The 14,783-nt window shown below is 72.6% G+C and carries 15 protein-coding genes; 13 read left to right on the forward strand and 2 right to left on the reverse strand.

Features of this window, described 5'->3' with window-relative positions; all coding sequences use genetic code 11:
* Positions 1–27: 27 nt before the first annotated feature.
* The 6 genes from nadC (at position 28) to mshA (ending at position 6,099) form a co-directional block, all read left to right on the forward strand.
* Positions 28–1,017: a carboxylating nicotinate-nucleotide diphosphorylase gene (gene nadC / locus LGQ04_RS09980; RefSeq protein ID WP_229243560.1), complete on the forward strand. Its 990-nt coding sequence runs from the start codon at positions 28–30 to the stop codon at positions 1,015–1,017.
* A 323-nt stretch (positions 1,018–1,340) separates the two neighbouring features.
* Complete coding sequence (lysS, locus tag LGQ04_RS09985; protein ID WP_229243561.1) at positions 1,341–2,879, forward strand: lysine--tRNA ligase; 1,539 nt, start codon at positions 1,341–1,343, stop codon at positions 2,877–2,879.
* Between the two features lie 14 nt (positions 2,880–2,893).
* The gene (locus tag LGQ04_RS09990; protein WP_229243562.1) at positions 2,894–3,100 is read left to right on the forward strand and encodes a hypothetical protein; all 207 of its coding nucleotides are present in this window, start codon (positions 2,894–2,896) and stop codon (positions 3,098–3,100) included.
* Positions 3,101–3,225: 125 nt separating this feature from the next.
* The gene (locus LGQ04_RS09995) at positions 3,226–3,555 is read left to right on the forward strand and encodes a histone-like nucleoid-structuring protein Lsr2 (protein WP_229243563.1); all 330 of its coding nucleotides are present in this window, start codon (positions 3,226–3,228) and stop codon (positions 3,553–3,555) included.
* 91 nt (positions 3,556–3,646) lie between these two features.
* Positions 3,647–4,786 (forward strand): lactonase family protein, encoded by a 1,140-nt coding sequence (locus tag LGQ04_RS10000; protein ID WP_229243564.1) that lies wholly within the window; start codon positions 3,647–3,649, stop codon positions 4,784–4,786.
* 59 nt (positions 4,787–4,845) lie between these two features.
* Positions 4,846–6,099, forward strand: a complete 1,254-nt coding sequence (gene mshA, locus LGQ04_RS10005; protein WP_229243916.1) for a D-inositol-3-phosphate glycosyltransferase — start codon at positions 4,846–4,848, stop codon at positions 6,097–6,099.
* A gap of 20 nt (positions 6,100–6,119) precedes the next feature.
* On the opposite strand, the gene LGQ04_RS10010 is transcribed toward mshA, so the two are convergent.
* Complete coding sequence (locus tag LGQ04_RS10010) at positions 6,120–6,557, reverse strand: nitroreductase family deazaflavin-dependent oxidoreductase (protein WP_229243565.1); 438 nt, start codon at positions 6,555–6,557, stop codon at positions 6,120–6,122.
* Between the two features lie 125 nt (positions 6,558–6,682).
* On the opposite strand from LGQ04_RS10010, the gene LGQ04_RS10015 reads away from it, so the two are divergent.
* On the forward strand, positions 6,683–7,420 hold the full coding sequence (locus tag LGQ04_RS10015; protein WP_229243566.1) for a phosphoglyceromutase: 738 nt from the start codon (positions 6,683–6,685) through the stop codon (positions 7,418–7,420).
* 114 nt (positions 7,421–7,534) lie between these two features.
* On the opposite strand, the gene phoU is transcribed toward LGQ04_RS10015, so the two are convergent.
* Positions 7,535–8,218 (reverse strand): phosphate signaling complex protein PhoU, encoded by a 684-nt coding sequence (gene phoU / locus LGQ04_RS10020; protein WP_229243567.1) that lies wholly within the window; start codon positions 8,216–8,218, stop codon positions 7,535–7,537.
* 220 nt (positions 8,219–8,438) lie between these two features.
* Here phoU and LGQ04_RS10025 point away from each other — a divergent pair, with 220 nt between their 5' ends.
* The 6 genes from LGQ04_RS10025 (at position 8,439) to pstB (ending at position 14,724) form a co-directional block, all read left to right on the forward strand.
* Positions 8,439–9,683 carry a sensor histidine kinase gene (locus LGQ04_RS10025; protein WP_229243568.1) on the forward strand — a complete coding sequence of 415 codons (1,245 nt, stop codon included), beginning with the start codon at positions 8,439–8,441 and terminating at the stop codon, positions 9,681–9,683.
* Complete coding sequence (locus LGQ04_RS10030; protein WP_229243569.1) at positions 9,680–10,384, forward strand: response regulator transcription factor; 705 nt, start codon at positions 9,680–9,682, stop codon at positions 10,382–10,384. The genes LGQ04_RS10025 and LGQ04_RS10030 overlap by 4 nt, the downstream gene beginning before the upstream one ends.
* 183 nt (positions 10,385–10,567) lie before the next feature.
* Positions 10,568–11,710, forward strand: a complete 1,143-nt coding sequence (gene pstS / locus LGQ04_RS10035) for a phosphate ABC transporter substrate-binding protein PstS (protein ID WP_229243570.1) — start codon at positions 10,568–10,570, stop codon at positions 11,708–11,710.
* A 97-nt stretch (positions 11,711–11,807) separates the two neighbouring features.
* Complete coding sequence (gene pstC, locus LGQ04_RS10040) at positions 11,808–12,788, forward strand: phosphate ABC transporter permease subunit PstC (protein ID WP_372470041.1); 981 nt, start codon at positions 11,808–11,810, stop codon at positions 12,786–12,788.
* Positions 12,788–13,852 (forward strand): phosphate ABC transporter permease PstA, encoded by a 1,065-nt coding sequence (gene pstA, locus LGQ04_RS10045; RefSeq protein WP_229243571.1) that lies wholly within the window; start codon positions 12,788–12,790, stop codon positions 13,850–13,852. Before pstC ends, pstA begins: the two co-directional genes overlap by 1 nt.
* A 92-nt stretch (positions 13,853–13,944) precedes the next feature.
* On the forward strand, positions 13,945–14,724 hold the full coding sequence (gene pstB, locus LGQ04_RS10050) for a phosphate ABC transporter ATP-binding protein PstB (protein ID WP_229243572.1): 780 nt from the start codon (positions 13,945–13,947) through the stop codon (positions 14,722–14,724).
* The last annotated feature ends 59 nt before the right edge of the window (positions 14,725–14,783 follow it).

The raw sequence follows: 14,783 nt of genomic DNA on the forward strand, positions 1-14,783 counted from the left end.
CCCGCATGAACGGTTACGGTGGCGACCGTGACCGCACCCGACCGCACCACCCCCGCGACCCGGCCCGACGACGCCCGCGAGCCGTCGCGCGTCGAGCCCGGCCTCGACCCCGCCTGGACGGCGCAGACCGTCGCCCGCGCGCTCGACGAGGACCTCGGCCCCGCGCCGGGCCGCGACGTCACCACGCAGGCGACCGTGCCGACGTCGGGCACCGGCACCGCGCACCTCGTGGCCCGCGCGGACGGCGTCGTCGCCGGACTCGTCGTCGTCGAGGAGGTGACGCGGCAGGTCGCCGACCGGATCGGGCTACCCGCACCCCGCGTCACGTTCCGTGCCCACGACGGCGAGAGCGTCACCCGCGGGGACGTGCTCGCCGAGCTCGACGGCCCCGTCCAGGTCCTGCTCGTCGCGGAACGCACGCTGCTCAACCTCGCCTCGCGCGCGTCCGGCGTCGCGACGGCGACCCGCGCCTGGGCCCGCGAGCTCGCCGGGACCGGCGCGCAGGTCCTCGACACGCGCAAGACGACCCCCGGCCTGCGCGCGCTCGAGAAGTACGCCGTGCGCGCCGGCGGCGGGACCAACAAGCGCATGGGCCTGTACGACGTCGCGATGGTCAAGGACAACCACGTCGTCGCCGCCGGGTCGGTGAGCGCCGCGATCGCAGCCATCCGCACCGCGTTCCCGGACGTGCTCGTCCAGGTCGAGGCCGACACCACCGACCAGGCCCTCGAGGCGCTCGACGCCGGGGCCGACTTCCTCCTGCTCGACAACATGCCCACCCCCGTCCTCGCCGCGACCGTCGCCGCCGTGCGCGCCCGCGAGGGGCACGGCAGGGTGCCCGCGAAGGTCGAGCTGGAGGCGACGGGGAACCTCACGCTCGACCGGGCGCGCGAGGTGGCCGGGACGGGCGTCGACTACCTCTCCGTCGGCGCGCTCACGCACTCCGCGCCGATCCTCGACCTCGCGCTCGACCTCCAGCCCGCCCCGGCGGGGGAGAACCTGGGCCGCGCGGGGTAGTACCCCGGTCGTGGGTGGCGGGCGGGTCCGACGGGCGGCCGTGCCGGGTCTGCCATCCGCGCCGCTCGTTCCTCGCGACGCTCCCGCCAGACCCGCCACGACCCGGCACGGCCGCCCGTCGGACCCTCATGACCCCGGCGCGGGCGTCCGTCGCACCCTCATGACCCGGCGCGGGCGCCCGTCGGACCCTCATGACCCGGCAGGGCGGCCCGCACGACCAGGTCGACGCCACCTCCGGCCGGTGCCCGACGTCGCTGCGCCGCCGCCCCGGAGGTGCGTCCGGCGCGCGTCGGGCCTGGCGCGGGCGTCGGTAGAATCGTCGGGTGACCTCTCCCGCTGCTGCTCCCGACCCTGCCGTGCCCGGACCCGTGCCGGACGCGGTCGACGACCTCCCCGAGCAGATCCAGGTCCGCCGGGAGAAGCGGGAGCGCATCCTGGCGCGTGGTGGCGAGGCGTACCCCGTGGTCGTGCCGCGCACGACGACGATCGCTCAGGTCCGCGCGGCGTACGCGCACCTGCAGACCGGCGAGGAGACGCAGGACGAGGTCGGCGTCGCGGGGCGTGTCGTGTTCCTGCGCAACACGGGCAAGCTGTGCTTCGTCACGTTGCAGGACGGCGAGGGGAACCGCCTGCAGGTCATGCTCAGCCAGGCGGTGGTGGGGGAGGAGTCGCTCGCCTCGTTCAAGGCGGACGTGGACCTCGGCGACCACCTGTTCGCGCACGGTCGTGTCATCAGCTCGCGTCGTGGCGAGCTGAGCATCTTCGCGGATTCCTGGCAGATCGCCGCGAAGGCGCTGCGCCCGCTCCCGGTGCTCCACAAGGAGCTCTCGGAGGAGGCGCGGGTACGCCAGCGCTACGTCGACCTCATCGCCAGGCCGGCAGCGCGGGACACCGTGCGCCTGCGCGCGGCCGTCGTGCGCTCGATCCGTGAGAACTTCTGGGAGCGTGACTTCGTCGAGGTCGAGACCCCGATGCTGCAGACGCGTCCCGAGGGCGCCGCCGCGCGCCAGTTCGAGACGCACATGAATGCGTTCGACATCGACCTGTTCCTGCGCATCGCACCCGAGCTGTTCCTCAAGCGCGCCGCGGTCGGCGGTGTCGAGAAGGTGTTCGAGATCAACCGCAACTTCCGCAACGAGGGCGTGGACTCGACGCACTCGCCGGAGTTCGCGATGCTCGAGGCGTACGAGGCCTACGGTGATTACGACACGATGGCGGTGCTCACCCAGGACCTGGTCCAGCGGGCCGCGCAGGACGCGCTCGGGACGACGCTCGTCACGCTCGCCGACGGCACGGAGTACGACCTCGGCGGTGAATGGACGCAGCTGAAGATGTACGACTCGCTGTCGGACGCGCTGGGCGAGCACATCACGCCGGAGACGTCGCTCGAGACGTTGCTGACGTTCGCGAACAAGAACGACCTCTCCTTCGACCCGAAGAACGTCAACCACGGAAAGCTCGTCGAGGGTCTGTGGGAGCACCTCGTGGGTGATCACCTCGTCGCGCCGACGTTCGTGCGCGACTTCCCGGTCGAGACGTCGCCCCTCACGCGGGACCACCGCAGCGTGCGCGGGCAGGTGGAGAAGTGGGACCTCTACGTGCGCGGCGTCGAGCTCGCGACCGCTTACTCCGAGCTGGTGGACCCGGTCGTGCAGCGCCGGCGCTTCGAGGCGCAGGCGCTGCTCGCGGCGGCGGGCGACGAGGAGGCCATGCGCATCGACGAGGACTTCCTCACGGCGATGGAGTACGCGATGCCGCCGTCGGGCGGGATGGGTCTGGGTATCGACCGCCTGCTCATGGCGCTCACGGGTCTCGGTATCCGCGAGACCATTCTCTTCCCGCTCGTGAAGCCGGTGAACTGAGGAACGAGGACGACATGGATAACTTTCTGCCCGCGCTCGGGGCTCTCGTCCCGTCGGTCGGGGTGGGTCTGCTGTTCTGGGTCGCGATGCGGTATATCGTGCGCGCGGACCGGAACGAACGTACCGCTCTTGCGCGTCTCGACGCCGAGGAGAACGCGACGCGCGGTGCGGAAGGCGCCTCCGTTCCCCGTTCTTCCGGCGTTCCCGGCACCCCGCGGTGACGAATGTCTCGGGTGCGCCCGAGAAAGAAGTCGGCGCGCCGACGGCGGCGACAATTGACGTGGGTTCTTCCGCGCTGGCATCCTGGCCAGGCAATGTCATTCCGGTGAAGCGTGAGGAAACCACAGTGGCCCAGAAAGTCCAGGTAATTCTCGTCGACGACCTCGACGGCGGGGCGGCGGACGAGACGGTGACCTTCGCCCTCGACGGCGTCTCCTACGAGATCGACCTCAGCGCGAAGAACGCGCAAGAGCTGCGCGACGCGTTCGCCAGCTGGGTGGGCAACGCCCGCAAGGTGTCGTCGCGCTCGACGTCCCGCCCGGCACGCCGGGGGCGTTCCTCCGGTGCGGCCGACGCGACGAAGATCCGTGAGTGGGCCCGCGAGAACGGCTTCCAGGTCAACGACCGTGGTCGTATCTCGCAGGAGGTCCAGAAGGCGTACGACGCCGCGCACTGAGCCGCGGCCGACCGGGGCGCCGTCCGACGTGGCTCGGGCGGCGCCCCGTCGTCGTGTCCGGGGGGACGCGCGGGCGAACTAGGCTCGAGGCATGACCGTCGCGACGCGCGCCCTGTGGATCGGCACCTACCCGCACCCCGCGTCGGCGGACCCCGAGGGGGTCTGGCGTGTCGAGCTCGACACGGAGCGGGGGGTGTTCGTCGGAGGGGTGCTGGTCGCGCCGTCGCCGTCGCCGTCGTTCCTGGCCCTCGGACCCTCCGGTGACGGGCCCGGTGCGGAGGGTGGCACGCTGTACGCCGTCGAGGAGGCGGAGCGGGGGACGGTGACGGCCTTCGCCGTCACGCCCGACGGCGGTCTCGCGCCCCGCGGCCCGGCCGTCCCGACGGGTGGTGCGCACCCCTGCCACGTCGTCGCGCGCGCGACCGAGGTGCTCGTCGCGAACTACGGGGACGGGGTCCTCACGGTCGCGTCGGTCGACGGCACGGGCGCTCTCGTCGGGGAGCCGCGCGGGTACGGGCACGCGGGCAGCGGTCCGGACGGGGACCGGCAGGGCGGCCCGCACGCCCACTTCGTCGCGGACGACGGCCGGGACGGGGTGCTCGTCGTCGACCTCGGCACGGACGAGGTCCGCCGCCACGACCCCGGTGCGCCCGCCGGGACTCCGGGGCGCGTCGTCGCGACGCTCCCGCCCGGCACCGGGCCGCGCCATCTCGCCGCGCTCCCCGGCGGCCACCTCGTGGTCGTGGGCGAGCTCGACCCTGCACTGTTCGTGCTGGCCCCGGCCGCGGACGGCACGTACGACGTGGTCGCCCGGTACCCCGCCGCGCACGCCGCGGCCCCTGCGGGAGGGCGCAGCTACCCGTCCCACGTGTCCGTCACCGCGGACGGAGCGCGCGTCGTCGTCGCGGTCCGCGGCGCGGACGTCCTCGCCGTCCACGCGGTCGACGCCGGGCCCCAGGGTGCGCCGCCCGCGCTGCGCCACCTCGCCGACACCCCGGTGGGCGGGGCGTGGCCCCGGCACCACGCCGTCCTGCGCCCGACCGGCGACGGGGAGCCTCTGCACGACCTCGTCGTCGTGGCGAACCAGAACGACGACCCCCTCATCGTCCGTGACGGGGACCCTGTGCCGGGCTCGAACCTCGCCCTCCTGCGCGTGCGGCGCAGCGACGGCCTCGGCGAGGTCCTCGACGTCCTCGCGCTGCCCGCCCCGGCGTGCGTCGTGGAGGCCTGAGCGCCGTGACGTCCGACCGCCCCGGGGCCGACCGCACGGACGACGCGCTGCGCGTCGCGATGCTGTCCGTCCACACGTCGCCCCTCGACCAGCCCGGTACGGGCGACGCGGGCGGCATGAACGTGTACGTCACCGAGCTGGCGCACGCCCTCGCCCGGCACGGCGCGCACGTGGAGATCTTCACGCGCGCGACGTCGTCCGCGCAGCCGCCGGTCGTCGAGGTGGCCGACGGCGTGACCGTGCGGCACGTGGTCGCCGGCCCGTTCGAAGGGCTCGACAAGAACGACCTGCCCGGCCAGCTCTGCGCCTTCACGGCCGGGGTGCTCCGGGCGGAGGCGCGCCGCCACGCCGGGTGGTACGACGTCGTGCACACCCACTACTGGCTGTCCGGTCAGGTGGGCTGGCTCGCCGCCGACCGGTGGGACGTTCCCCTCGTGCACACGATGCACACCCTCGCGCACGTGAAGAACGCGGCCCTGGCGCCCGGCGACGCCCCCGAGCCGCTGGGGCGGATCATCGGGGAGGAGCAGGTCGTCGCGGAGGCGGACGCACTTGTGGCGAGCACGGACGCCGAGGCGTCGGACCTCGTCCGCGACTACGCCGCGGACCCGGAGCGGGTGCACGTCGTGCCGCCGGGCGTCGACCTCGACCTGTTCTCCCCGGGGCTGCCCGACGGCGCGTCCCCGGCCCGGCGGGACGAGGCCCGGCGGGCGTTGCGGGACGAGCTCGGCCTGCCCGCCGACGGCAGGCTCGTGCTGTTCGCGGGACGCGTCCAGCCGCTCAAGGCACCCGACCTGCTCGTCCGCGCCCTCGGCGTGCTCGCCGACCACGACGAGCCGGTCCCCACGCTCGTCGTGCTGGGAGGCCCGAGCGGACGGCCCACCGCGGTCCGCGAGCTCGAGGCGCTGTCCCACCAGCTCGGGGTGAGCGACCGCGTCGTCGTGCGACCGCCCGTGGCGCGCGACCGGCTCGTCGACTACTACCGTGCCGCCGACCTCGTCGCCGTCCCCTCGCACAACGAGACGTTCGGCCTCGTCGCGGCGGAGGCGCAGGCGAGCGGGACGCCCGTCGTGGCGGCCGCCGTCGGTGGGCTCACGACCGTCGTCGTGGACGGTGAGTCCGGGGTCCTCGTGCCCGACCACAACCCGTGGACGTGGGCGCGCACCCTCGCGGACCTCCTCGCCGACGACGACCGTCGCGCCGCGCTCGCGATCGGCGCGCGTCGCGTCAGCGAACGGTTCGGCTGGGACGCCGCCGCGCGCCGCATGCTCGACGTCTACGCCGAGGCGACGAAGGTCCGCGCGGCGCGCTGACCGTCACGCCCTCTGGCGTGTCAGGCGGTGCGTTCGAGCACGAGGACGGGGATGACGCGGTCGGTGCGCTGCTGGTAGTCGGCGTACGGCGGGTAGGCGGCGACGGCGCGCTCCCACCACAGGTCGCGCTCCTCTCCGTGCACCTCGCGCGCCACGTAGTCGTGGCGCGCACCTTCGTCCTGCAGCTCCACCTGGGGGTGGGCGACCACGTTGTGGTACCAGACGGGGTGCTGGGGGGCGCCGCCGAGGGAGGCGACGACGGCGTAGGTGCCGTCGTGCTCCACGCGCATGAGCGGCGTCTTGCGCACGGCGCCGGTGCGCCGTCCCAGGGTCGTGAGGACGACGACGGGCATCCCGTTCAGGGTCGTGCTCCGGGTCCCGCCGGACGCCTCGTAGGACTCGGCCTGCTTGCGCGCCCGGTCGCTCGTGCTCGGTGCGTACTCTCCGTCGATCGGCATGCCCGTCCCAACGGGCCGTGGCCCGTGCCCATTCCCGCGGGACGTTCGTCCCGTGCCCGACGGCGCGGGTCACCACCACGTGGACCGGGATGCCCGTCCACGGCGTGGTGCGGCAGGATGGAACCATGACCTACACCCTCGTGCTGCTCCGCCACGGCGAGAGCGACTGGAACGCGAAGAACCTCTTCACCGGCTGGGTCGACGTGGCGCTGTCCGAGAAGGGCGTCGGCGAGGCGAAGCGCGGCGGGACGCTCCTCACGGAGGCCGGCGTGCTGCCCGACGTCGTGCACACGTCCCTCCTGCGTCGTGCCATCACGACCGCGAACCTCGCGCTCGACGCCGCCGACCGCCACTGGATCCCGGTCAAGCGGTCGTGGCGCCTCAACGAGCGCCACTACGGGGCCCTGCAGGGCAAGAACAAGAAGCAGACGCTGGAGGAGTTCGGCGAGGAGCAGTTCATGCTCTGGCGTCGCTCCTACGACGTCCCGCCGCCCGAGATCGAGCTGGGCTCGGAGTTCTCCCAGGACGCCGACCCGCGCTACGCCGACGCGCCGGTCGTGCGCACGGAGTGCCTCAAGGACGTCCTGGAGCGCGCGCTGCCGTACTGGGACTCGCAGGTCGTGCCCGACCTGACGTCCGGCAAGACCGTGCTCGTCGCCGCCCACGGCAACTCGTTGCGTGCGATCGTCAAGCACCTCGACGGCATCTCGGACGAGGACATCGCGGGCCTCAACATCCCGACGGGCATCCCGCTGCTCTACGAGCTCGACGAGAACCTGAAGCCGGTCACGAAGGGCGGGCGCTACCTCGACCCCGAGGCTGCCGCCGAGGCCGCCGCGGCCGTGGCCAACCAGGGCCGCTGACTCAGGTCACCAGGGCGTGACGACACGAAGGAGGCGCGGATCTCCACGATCCGCGCCTCCTTCGTCGACTCTCCCGGCCAGGCCCGCCACGCCCTCCTGGTGGCGGACGGCGGGCTAGGCCGTCGCGCGGCTTCCGCCCGACGGGACGCCGCGGTCGTCGGCGAAGTCGCCGGTGACGAGGTACGTCACGCGCTTGGCGACGGAGACGCCGTGGTCGCCGAACCGCTCGTAGTAGCGGCCCACGAGCGTCACGTCGATGGTCTCCTGCGGGGTCCCGGACCACGACGGGTCGAGCAGCGCGGTGAACGTGTCCTGGTGGAGCTTGTCCAGCAGGTCGTCGTCGCGCTCGATGTTCGCGGCGACGGTGAGGTCGCGGGTCGTGAGGAGCGTCGTGGTGCGACGCGCGACGCGCACCGCGGCGTCGTTCATCTGCTCGAACGTCTTGTGCACCGCCGGAGCGATCGCCCGGGACGGGTAGCGTCCGCGCGCGACCTGTGCGACGTGTCGGGCGAGGTCGCCCATGCGCTCGAGTGTCGCGCTCATGCGCAGCGCGCTCACGACGACCCGCAGGTCGGTGGCGACGGGCTGCTGCTGCGCGAGGAGGAGGACGCATCGCTCGTCCAGCTCCCGCTCGATCGCGTCGATGGTGTGGTCGGCGGCGATGACCTGCTGCGCGAGCTGCAGGTCGGCCGTGAGCAGCGCCTGGCCGGCGCGACCGATCGCCGACTCGACCAGCCTGCTCATCTCGGCGAGGTCGTCGCCGACCTGCTTGAGCTCGGCCTCGAAGATCTCCCGCATCGCTTCCCTCTCGTCATGACCGGGCCCCCTGGTGCACCGGTCCGTGGACGTGCCGGGCCGCCACGTGCGCCCGATCGCGTCCTGTGCTCCGGTCACCCTCGCAGCCCCGGGGGTCCGTGCGGTGAACGCCAGGGCGCGTCGAGGTGAACTCTTCGCCGGTCGCGGCCCGTACGCGGCGGATCGGCGCGGGACCGCACCGCCACGACCGTACGCTGGGCGTGTGGAAGCTGAGAGCCTCATCGAGGGCACGACGGTGCTGCTCGCCGGGATCGTGGGGGTCGTCGTCGGCGTGGTCGCCGCCGTCGCCTTCCGCCTGAGCGAGCACGCGCAGCGTGCGCGCCCGGCCGAGCCGGCGCGCGAGCTCGACGAAGGTCTCGTCCGCGTCCTCGCGGTGCTGCGGTCCGCAGCGGTCGTGCTCGACGACGAGGGCGACGTCGTGCGCGCGAGCCCGCCCGCGTACGCGCTGGGGGTGGTGCGGGGCGACGCGATCGCGCACGCGGCGATCCGCGACCTCATCGACGCGGTGCGTCGGGACGGGGTGATCCGCGACGAGGAGCTCGAGCTGCCGCGGGGTCCGGTGGGCCGGGGCACGGTGATGCTCCAGGTGCGGGTGGCGCAGGTCGGGCCCGACCACGTGCTCGTGCTCGCGGAGGACCGGACCGAGGCGCGCCGGGTGGAGGCGATCCGCCGCGACTTCGTCGTCAACGTGTCCCACGAGCTGAAGACACCCGTCGGGGCGCTCGCGCTGCTCGCCGAGACCGTGCAGGACGCCGCGGACGACCCGGTGGCCGTGCGCCGCTTCTCCGCGCGCATGCAGTCCGAGGCGACGCGCCTGTCCGCCCTGGTGCAGGAGATCATCGAGCTGTCGCGGCTCCAGGTGGCGGGGGCGCTCCAGGAGGTCACGGTGGTGCCCGTGCGCGGCGTCGTCGAGGAGGCGGTGGACCGTGCGCGCACGCGCGCGCAGGGCAAGGGCATCACGCTGACGACGGGGGGCGAGCTGGACGCCGAGGTGTACGGCGACCACAACCTCCTCGTCACGGCGGTGCGGAACCTGCTCGACAACGCGGTCGCCTACTCGGGGGAGAACACGCGCGTCGGGGTCGGGGTGAGCCGGTCGGGCGAGCTCGTGGAGATCGCGGTCGTGGACCAGGGGATCGGGATCGCGGCCGACGCGCAGGACCGCGTGTTCGAGCGGTTCTACCGCGTGGACCCGGCCCGGTCCCGCGACACGGGCGGGACGGGGCTCGGGCTGAGCATCGTCAAGCACGTGGCGGCCGACCACGGCGGCGACGTGACGATGTGGTCGGAACCAGGGCGGGGGTCGACGTTCACGATCCGCGTGCCCGCGGCCGAGACCGCGCCGGTGGGGCTGGGCGTCGACGACGTCGTCGCCGAGGAGCAGGACGTGCCCGGCGCGACGCCGGGCCACGAGGACGAGATCCGGAACAAGGAGGTAGGCGCGTGACGCGCATCCTGGTGGTGGAGGACGAGGAGTCGTACCGCGACCCGCTGGCGTACCAGCTGCGGCGCGAGGGCTTCGAGGTGGTCGAGGCGGCCACCGGTACCGAGGCGCTCGAGCAGTTCGACACGGTGGGGGCGGACATCGTCCTGCTCGATCTGATGCTCCCGGGGCTCAGCGGGACGGAGGTGTGCCGCGAGCTGCGCCAGCGGGGCGACGTCCCGGTCATCATGCTCACGGCGAAGGACTCCGAGATCGACAAGGTGGTCGGCCTGGAGCTCGGTGCCGACGACTACGTGACGAAGCCGTACTCGTTCCGCGAGCTCCTGGCGCGGGTGCGTGCCGTCTTGCGGCGCAAGGGCGGGGAGAACGGCGTGGAGGTCGTCGAGGACGGCACCCTCGAGGTCGGTCCGGTCCGGATGGACGTCGAGCGGCACACGGTCACGGTGGACGGCGACGTCGTCCCGTTCCCCCTCAAGGAGTTCGAGCTCCTCGAGCTGCTGCTGCGCAACGCGGGCCGGGTCCTGACGCGCGGGCAGCTCATCGACCGTGTGTGGGGGACCGACTACGTGGGCGACACGAAGACCCTCGACGTCCACGTCAAGAGGATCCGCTCGAAGATCGAGCCGGAGCCGGCGTCGCCGCGCTTCCTGCTCACGGTGCGCGGCCTGGGGTACAAGATCGCCGACGGCGTGACCGCGTCCTGAGCGTCCGCGGTCCGTCGCGGCGCCCGGGGCGGGCGCCGCGTCCGGAGCGGGGAAAACGTCTGTGCATTGTTCACCCGTCGTTCATCCGTGCTCGGCGCTCGCGTCACTCGTCGCTCCTACCGTCCTGGATGTCGCCGGCACTCGCCGGCGGTTCGCACAGCTTCGAACAGGATGGATCGACTCGTGAAGCTCAGCCGAATCTCCCGCGCAGGTACCGCGGTCATGGTGGGCGCCCTCGCCCTCACGCTGGCTGCCTGCAGCTCCGACGGCTCGGACGGCAACGACTCCGAGCCGGGCGGCTCCGAGAGCTCGTCGGGGTCCGACCTCGAGAGCCTCAGCGGCGACCTCGCCGGTGCGGGGGCCAGCTCGCAGGAGAACGCCGTCGCCGGCTGGATCGCCGGGTTCGGCGACATCGCCCCGGGCGTGACGGTCACGTACGACGCGGTCGGCTCGGGTGGCGGCCGCGAGCAGTTCATCGCGGGCGCGACGCTGTTCGCCGGGTCGGACGCCGCGCTGGACGAGGAGGAGCTCGCCGCGGCGCAGGAGCGCTGCTTCGGCGGTGACGTCCTCGAGCTCCCGCTCTACATCAGCCCGATCGCGGTCGTCTACAACCTCCCGGACGTCGACGCCGAGAACATCAACATGTCGGCCGAGACGCTCGGCAAGGTCTTCAACGGCGACATCACGTCGTGGGACGACCCGGCGATCGCCGCCGAGAACGAGGGCGTCGAGCTCCCCGCGATCGACATCATCCCGGTCCACCGCTCGGACGAGTCCGGCACGACCGAGAACTTCACCGAGTACCTGGCGGCGGCGTCGAACGGCGCCTGGCCGCACGAGGCCAGCGGTGACTGGCCGGTCGAGGGTGGCCAGTCCGGCGCCCAGACGCAGGGCCTCATCGACACGGTGACGGGCGCCGAGGGCGCGATCGGCTACGCGGACGCCTCGCGTGCCGGTGACCTCGGCACGGTCGCGATCAAGGTCGGCGAGGAGTACGTGCCGTACTCGCCCGAGGCCGCTGCCGCCGTCGTCGACGCGTCGCCGCGCGCCGAGACCGCGACGGACACCCAGCTCGTGGTCGAGCTCGACCGCACGACGACCGAGGCCGGCGCCTACCCGCTCGTCCTCATCTCGTACTCGATCGCCTGCGGCACCTACGACGACCAGGCGGACGCCGACAACGTCAAGGCGTACCTGTCCTACGTCGCCGGCGAGGAGGGCCAGGCCCGTGCGGCCGAGCCCGACGTCGCCGGGTCGGCGCCGATCTCCGAGGACCTCCACGCCGAGGTCCAGGCCGCGCTCGACGGCATCACGGCCCAGGGCTGACGCACCACGCCTCGAGCGGGCGGGAAGGACGGCATCGTCCCTCCCGCCCGCTCGGGCGGCCGGTCGGCAACCTGTCCTCTCGAACGACGGAGCACCAGTGAGCGTCACCAGTCCACCCCGGCAGCGCGGCGAGCAGTCGCCCGTCCGCCCGACCGCCCGGACGTCCGGCATCGGCGGCCGGGTCTTCTCCGGGCTCGCGCACGGCGCGGGCATCCTCATCCTCGTCACGCTCGCGGCGGTCGCGGCCTTCCTCGTCATCGAGGCGTGGCCCGCGCTGACGGCGAGCCCCGAGGAGCTCGCCGAGATCTCGTGGTTCTCCGGTGGTTCCCTCCTCGCCTACATCGGCCCGCTCGTCTTCGGCACGGTGCTGGCGTCGATCCTGGCGCTCCTGCTGGCCGTCCCCGTGTCGGTCGGCATCGCGCTGTTCATCTCGCACTACGCGCCGCGTCGCCTCGCGCAGGGTCTCGGCTACCTGGTGGACCTGCTCGCGGCCGTCCCGTCGGTCGTGTTCGGCCTGTGGGGCGCGCTGTGGCTCGCGCCGATCCTCGACCCGTTCTTCCGGTGGCTGTCGTCGTCGCTGGGCTTCATCCCGATCTTCGAGGGCTACCAGGCGCCGGCGCGCAACATCATGACGGCGGCCGTCGTCCTCGCGGTGATGCTGCTGCCCATCGTCACGGCGGTCTCCCGCGAGGTGTTCCTCCAGACGCCGACGCTCCACGAGGAGGCGTCGCTCGCGCTGGGCGCGACGCGCTGGGAGATGATCCGCCAGGCCGTCATCCCCTTCGGCCGCTCCGGCGTGATCAGCGCCGCGATGCTCGGCCTCGGGCGTGCGCTCGGCGAGACCATGGCGGTGCTCATGGTCATCTCTCCCGGGATGCTCTACTCGTTCTTCCTCCTCAAGCCGGGGCAGCACCAGACGATCGCGGCGAACATCGCGGCACAGTTCCCGGAGGCCTCGGGCCTGTCGGTGAGCGTGCTCATCGCCACCGGTCTCGCGCTGTTCGTCATCACGTTCGCGGTGAACTTCGCCGCCCGGGCGATCGTCGCCCGCCGCAAGGACTTCTCGGGAGCCAACTGATGACCGTCGACACTCCCGTCCAGGAGACGGCCCTCCAGCTCACCGCGACCGGGACGCGCCTGCCCCGCTGGGCTCCCTACGCGTTCGTCGGCGGCTCTCTCGCCGTGGCGTTCGTGGTGCTCCTCGTCGTCGCCGACCCGACGATCGCCGGCGTCCTCGGCCTGGGTGCCGTGCTCTACGCGGTGAGCCTGACCGTCGCGTCCCGCGTCGTCGAGGGCGCCCGGTACGCCACCGACCGCCTCGCGACGACGCTGGTCACCTTCGCGTTCCTGCTCGCCATGATCCCGCTGGTCTCCCTCGCGTGGACGGTCGTCTCCTACGGGATGGAGCGGTTCAGCTGGGAGTTCCTCACCACGGACATGATGGGCGTCTACGGGTCGATGACGAGCGGCGGCGTCTACCACGCGATCGTGGGCACGCTCCTCGTCACGCTCGCGTGCGCCGCCATCTCCGTCCCGCTCGGCATCCTCACGGCGATCTACCTCGTCGAGTACGGGCGCGGCGCCCTGGCACGGGGCATCACGTTCCTCGTCGACGTGATGACGGGCATCCCGTCGATCGTGGCGGGCCTGTTCGCGTTCTCGCTGTTCACGCTGATCCTCGGACCCGCCTACCGTGCCGGGATCATGGGCGCCGTGGCGCTCGCGGTGCTCATGACGCCGGTCGTGATCCGGTCCGTGGAGGAGATGCTGCGGCTCGTGCCGAACGAGCTGCGCGAGGCGTCCCTCGCGCTGGGCGTCCCGAAGTGGCTGACGATCGTCAAGGTCGTCCTCCCGACGGCCATGGCCGGGATCGTCACGGGCGTGATGCTGGCCGTCGCGCGCGTCATCGGCGAGACGGCACCGCTGCTGCTGACCATCGGCCTGGTGAACCAGGTCAACTGGGACCTCTTCGACGGCCGCATGGCGACGCTGCCCGTGTTCGCCTACCGTCAGTGGGCCCAGGGCGGGACCGGCGTCGACCGCGCCTGGGCCGCCGCGCTCACCCTCATCATCATCGTGATGCTCCTCAACCTCGCCGCCCGGCTGGTCAGCCGGTGGTTCTCCCCGAAGAAGGCCCGATGAGCATCGCGACGCCCGCCCGTGGTGGCGGCGACCCCTCGACCCCTCGTCGGCAGTCACCCGCTGCCGTCGGGACCCCGGAAGGACCCCAGGACATGAGCAACCGCATCGACGTCAAGGACCTCAATATCTTCTACGGCGACTTCCTCGCCGTGCAGGACGTCAGCATGACGATCGAGGCGAAGTCGGTGACGGCGTTCATCGGCCCGTCCGGCTGTGGCAAGTCGACGTTCCTGCGCACGCTGAACCGCATGCACGAGGTGATCCCGGGCGCGCGCGTCGAGGGCACCGTCGCGATGGAGGGCGTGGACCTGTACGGGAACGACGTCGACCCGGTCGCCGTGCGCCGTCAGATCGGCATGGTGTTCCAGCGCCCGAACCCGTTCCCGACGATGTCGATCCGGGAGAACGTGCTCGCCGGGGTGAAGCTCAACAACAAGCGGATCTCCCGCAAGGCCGCCGACGAGCTGGTCGAGTCCTCGCTGCGGGGCGCGAACCTGTGGAACGAGGTCAAGGACCGTCTGGACCGTCCCGGCTCCGGGCTCTCGGGCGGTCAGCAGCAGCGCCTGTGCATCGCCCGCGCCATCGCGGTGAAGCCGCAGGTCCTCCTCATGGACGAGCCGTGCTCGGCCCTCGACCCCATCTCGACGCTCGCGATCGAGGACCTCATCGCCGAGCTCAAGGACCAGTACACGATCGTCATCGTCACGCACAACATGCAGCAGGCGGCGCGCGTGAGCGACCGCACCGCGTTCTTCAACATCGCGGGGACGGGCAAGCCGGGTCGTCTCATCGAGATGGACGACACGGCGACGATGTTCTCCTCGCCCTCCCAGCAGGCGACGGAGGACTACATCTCCGGCCGCTTCGGGTGACGCTCCGGCGTGGCCGGTGCCACGCCGCACAGCACGACGGCGCCGCTCCCCTCGCGGGG

The organism is Cellulosimicrobium marinum (genome assembly GCF_020551945.1).
In the GTDB taxonomy this organism is placed as follows: Bacteria; Actinomycetota; Actinomycetes; order Actinomycetales; family Cellulomonadaceae; genus Cellulosimicrobium; species Cellulosimicrobium marinum.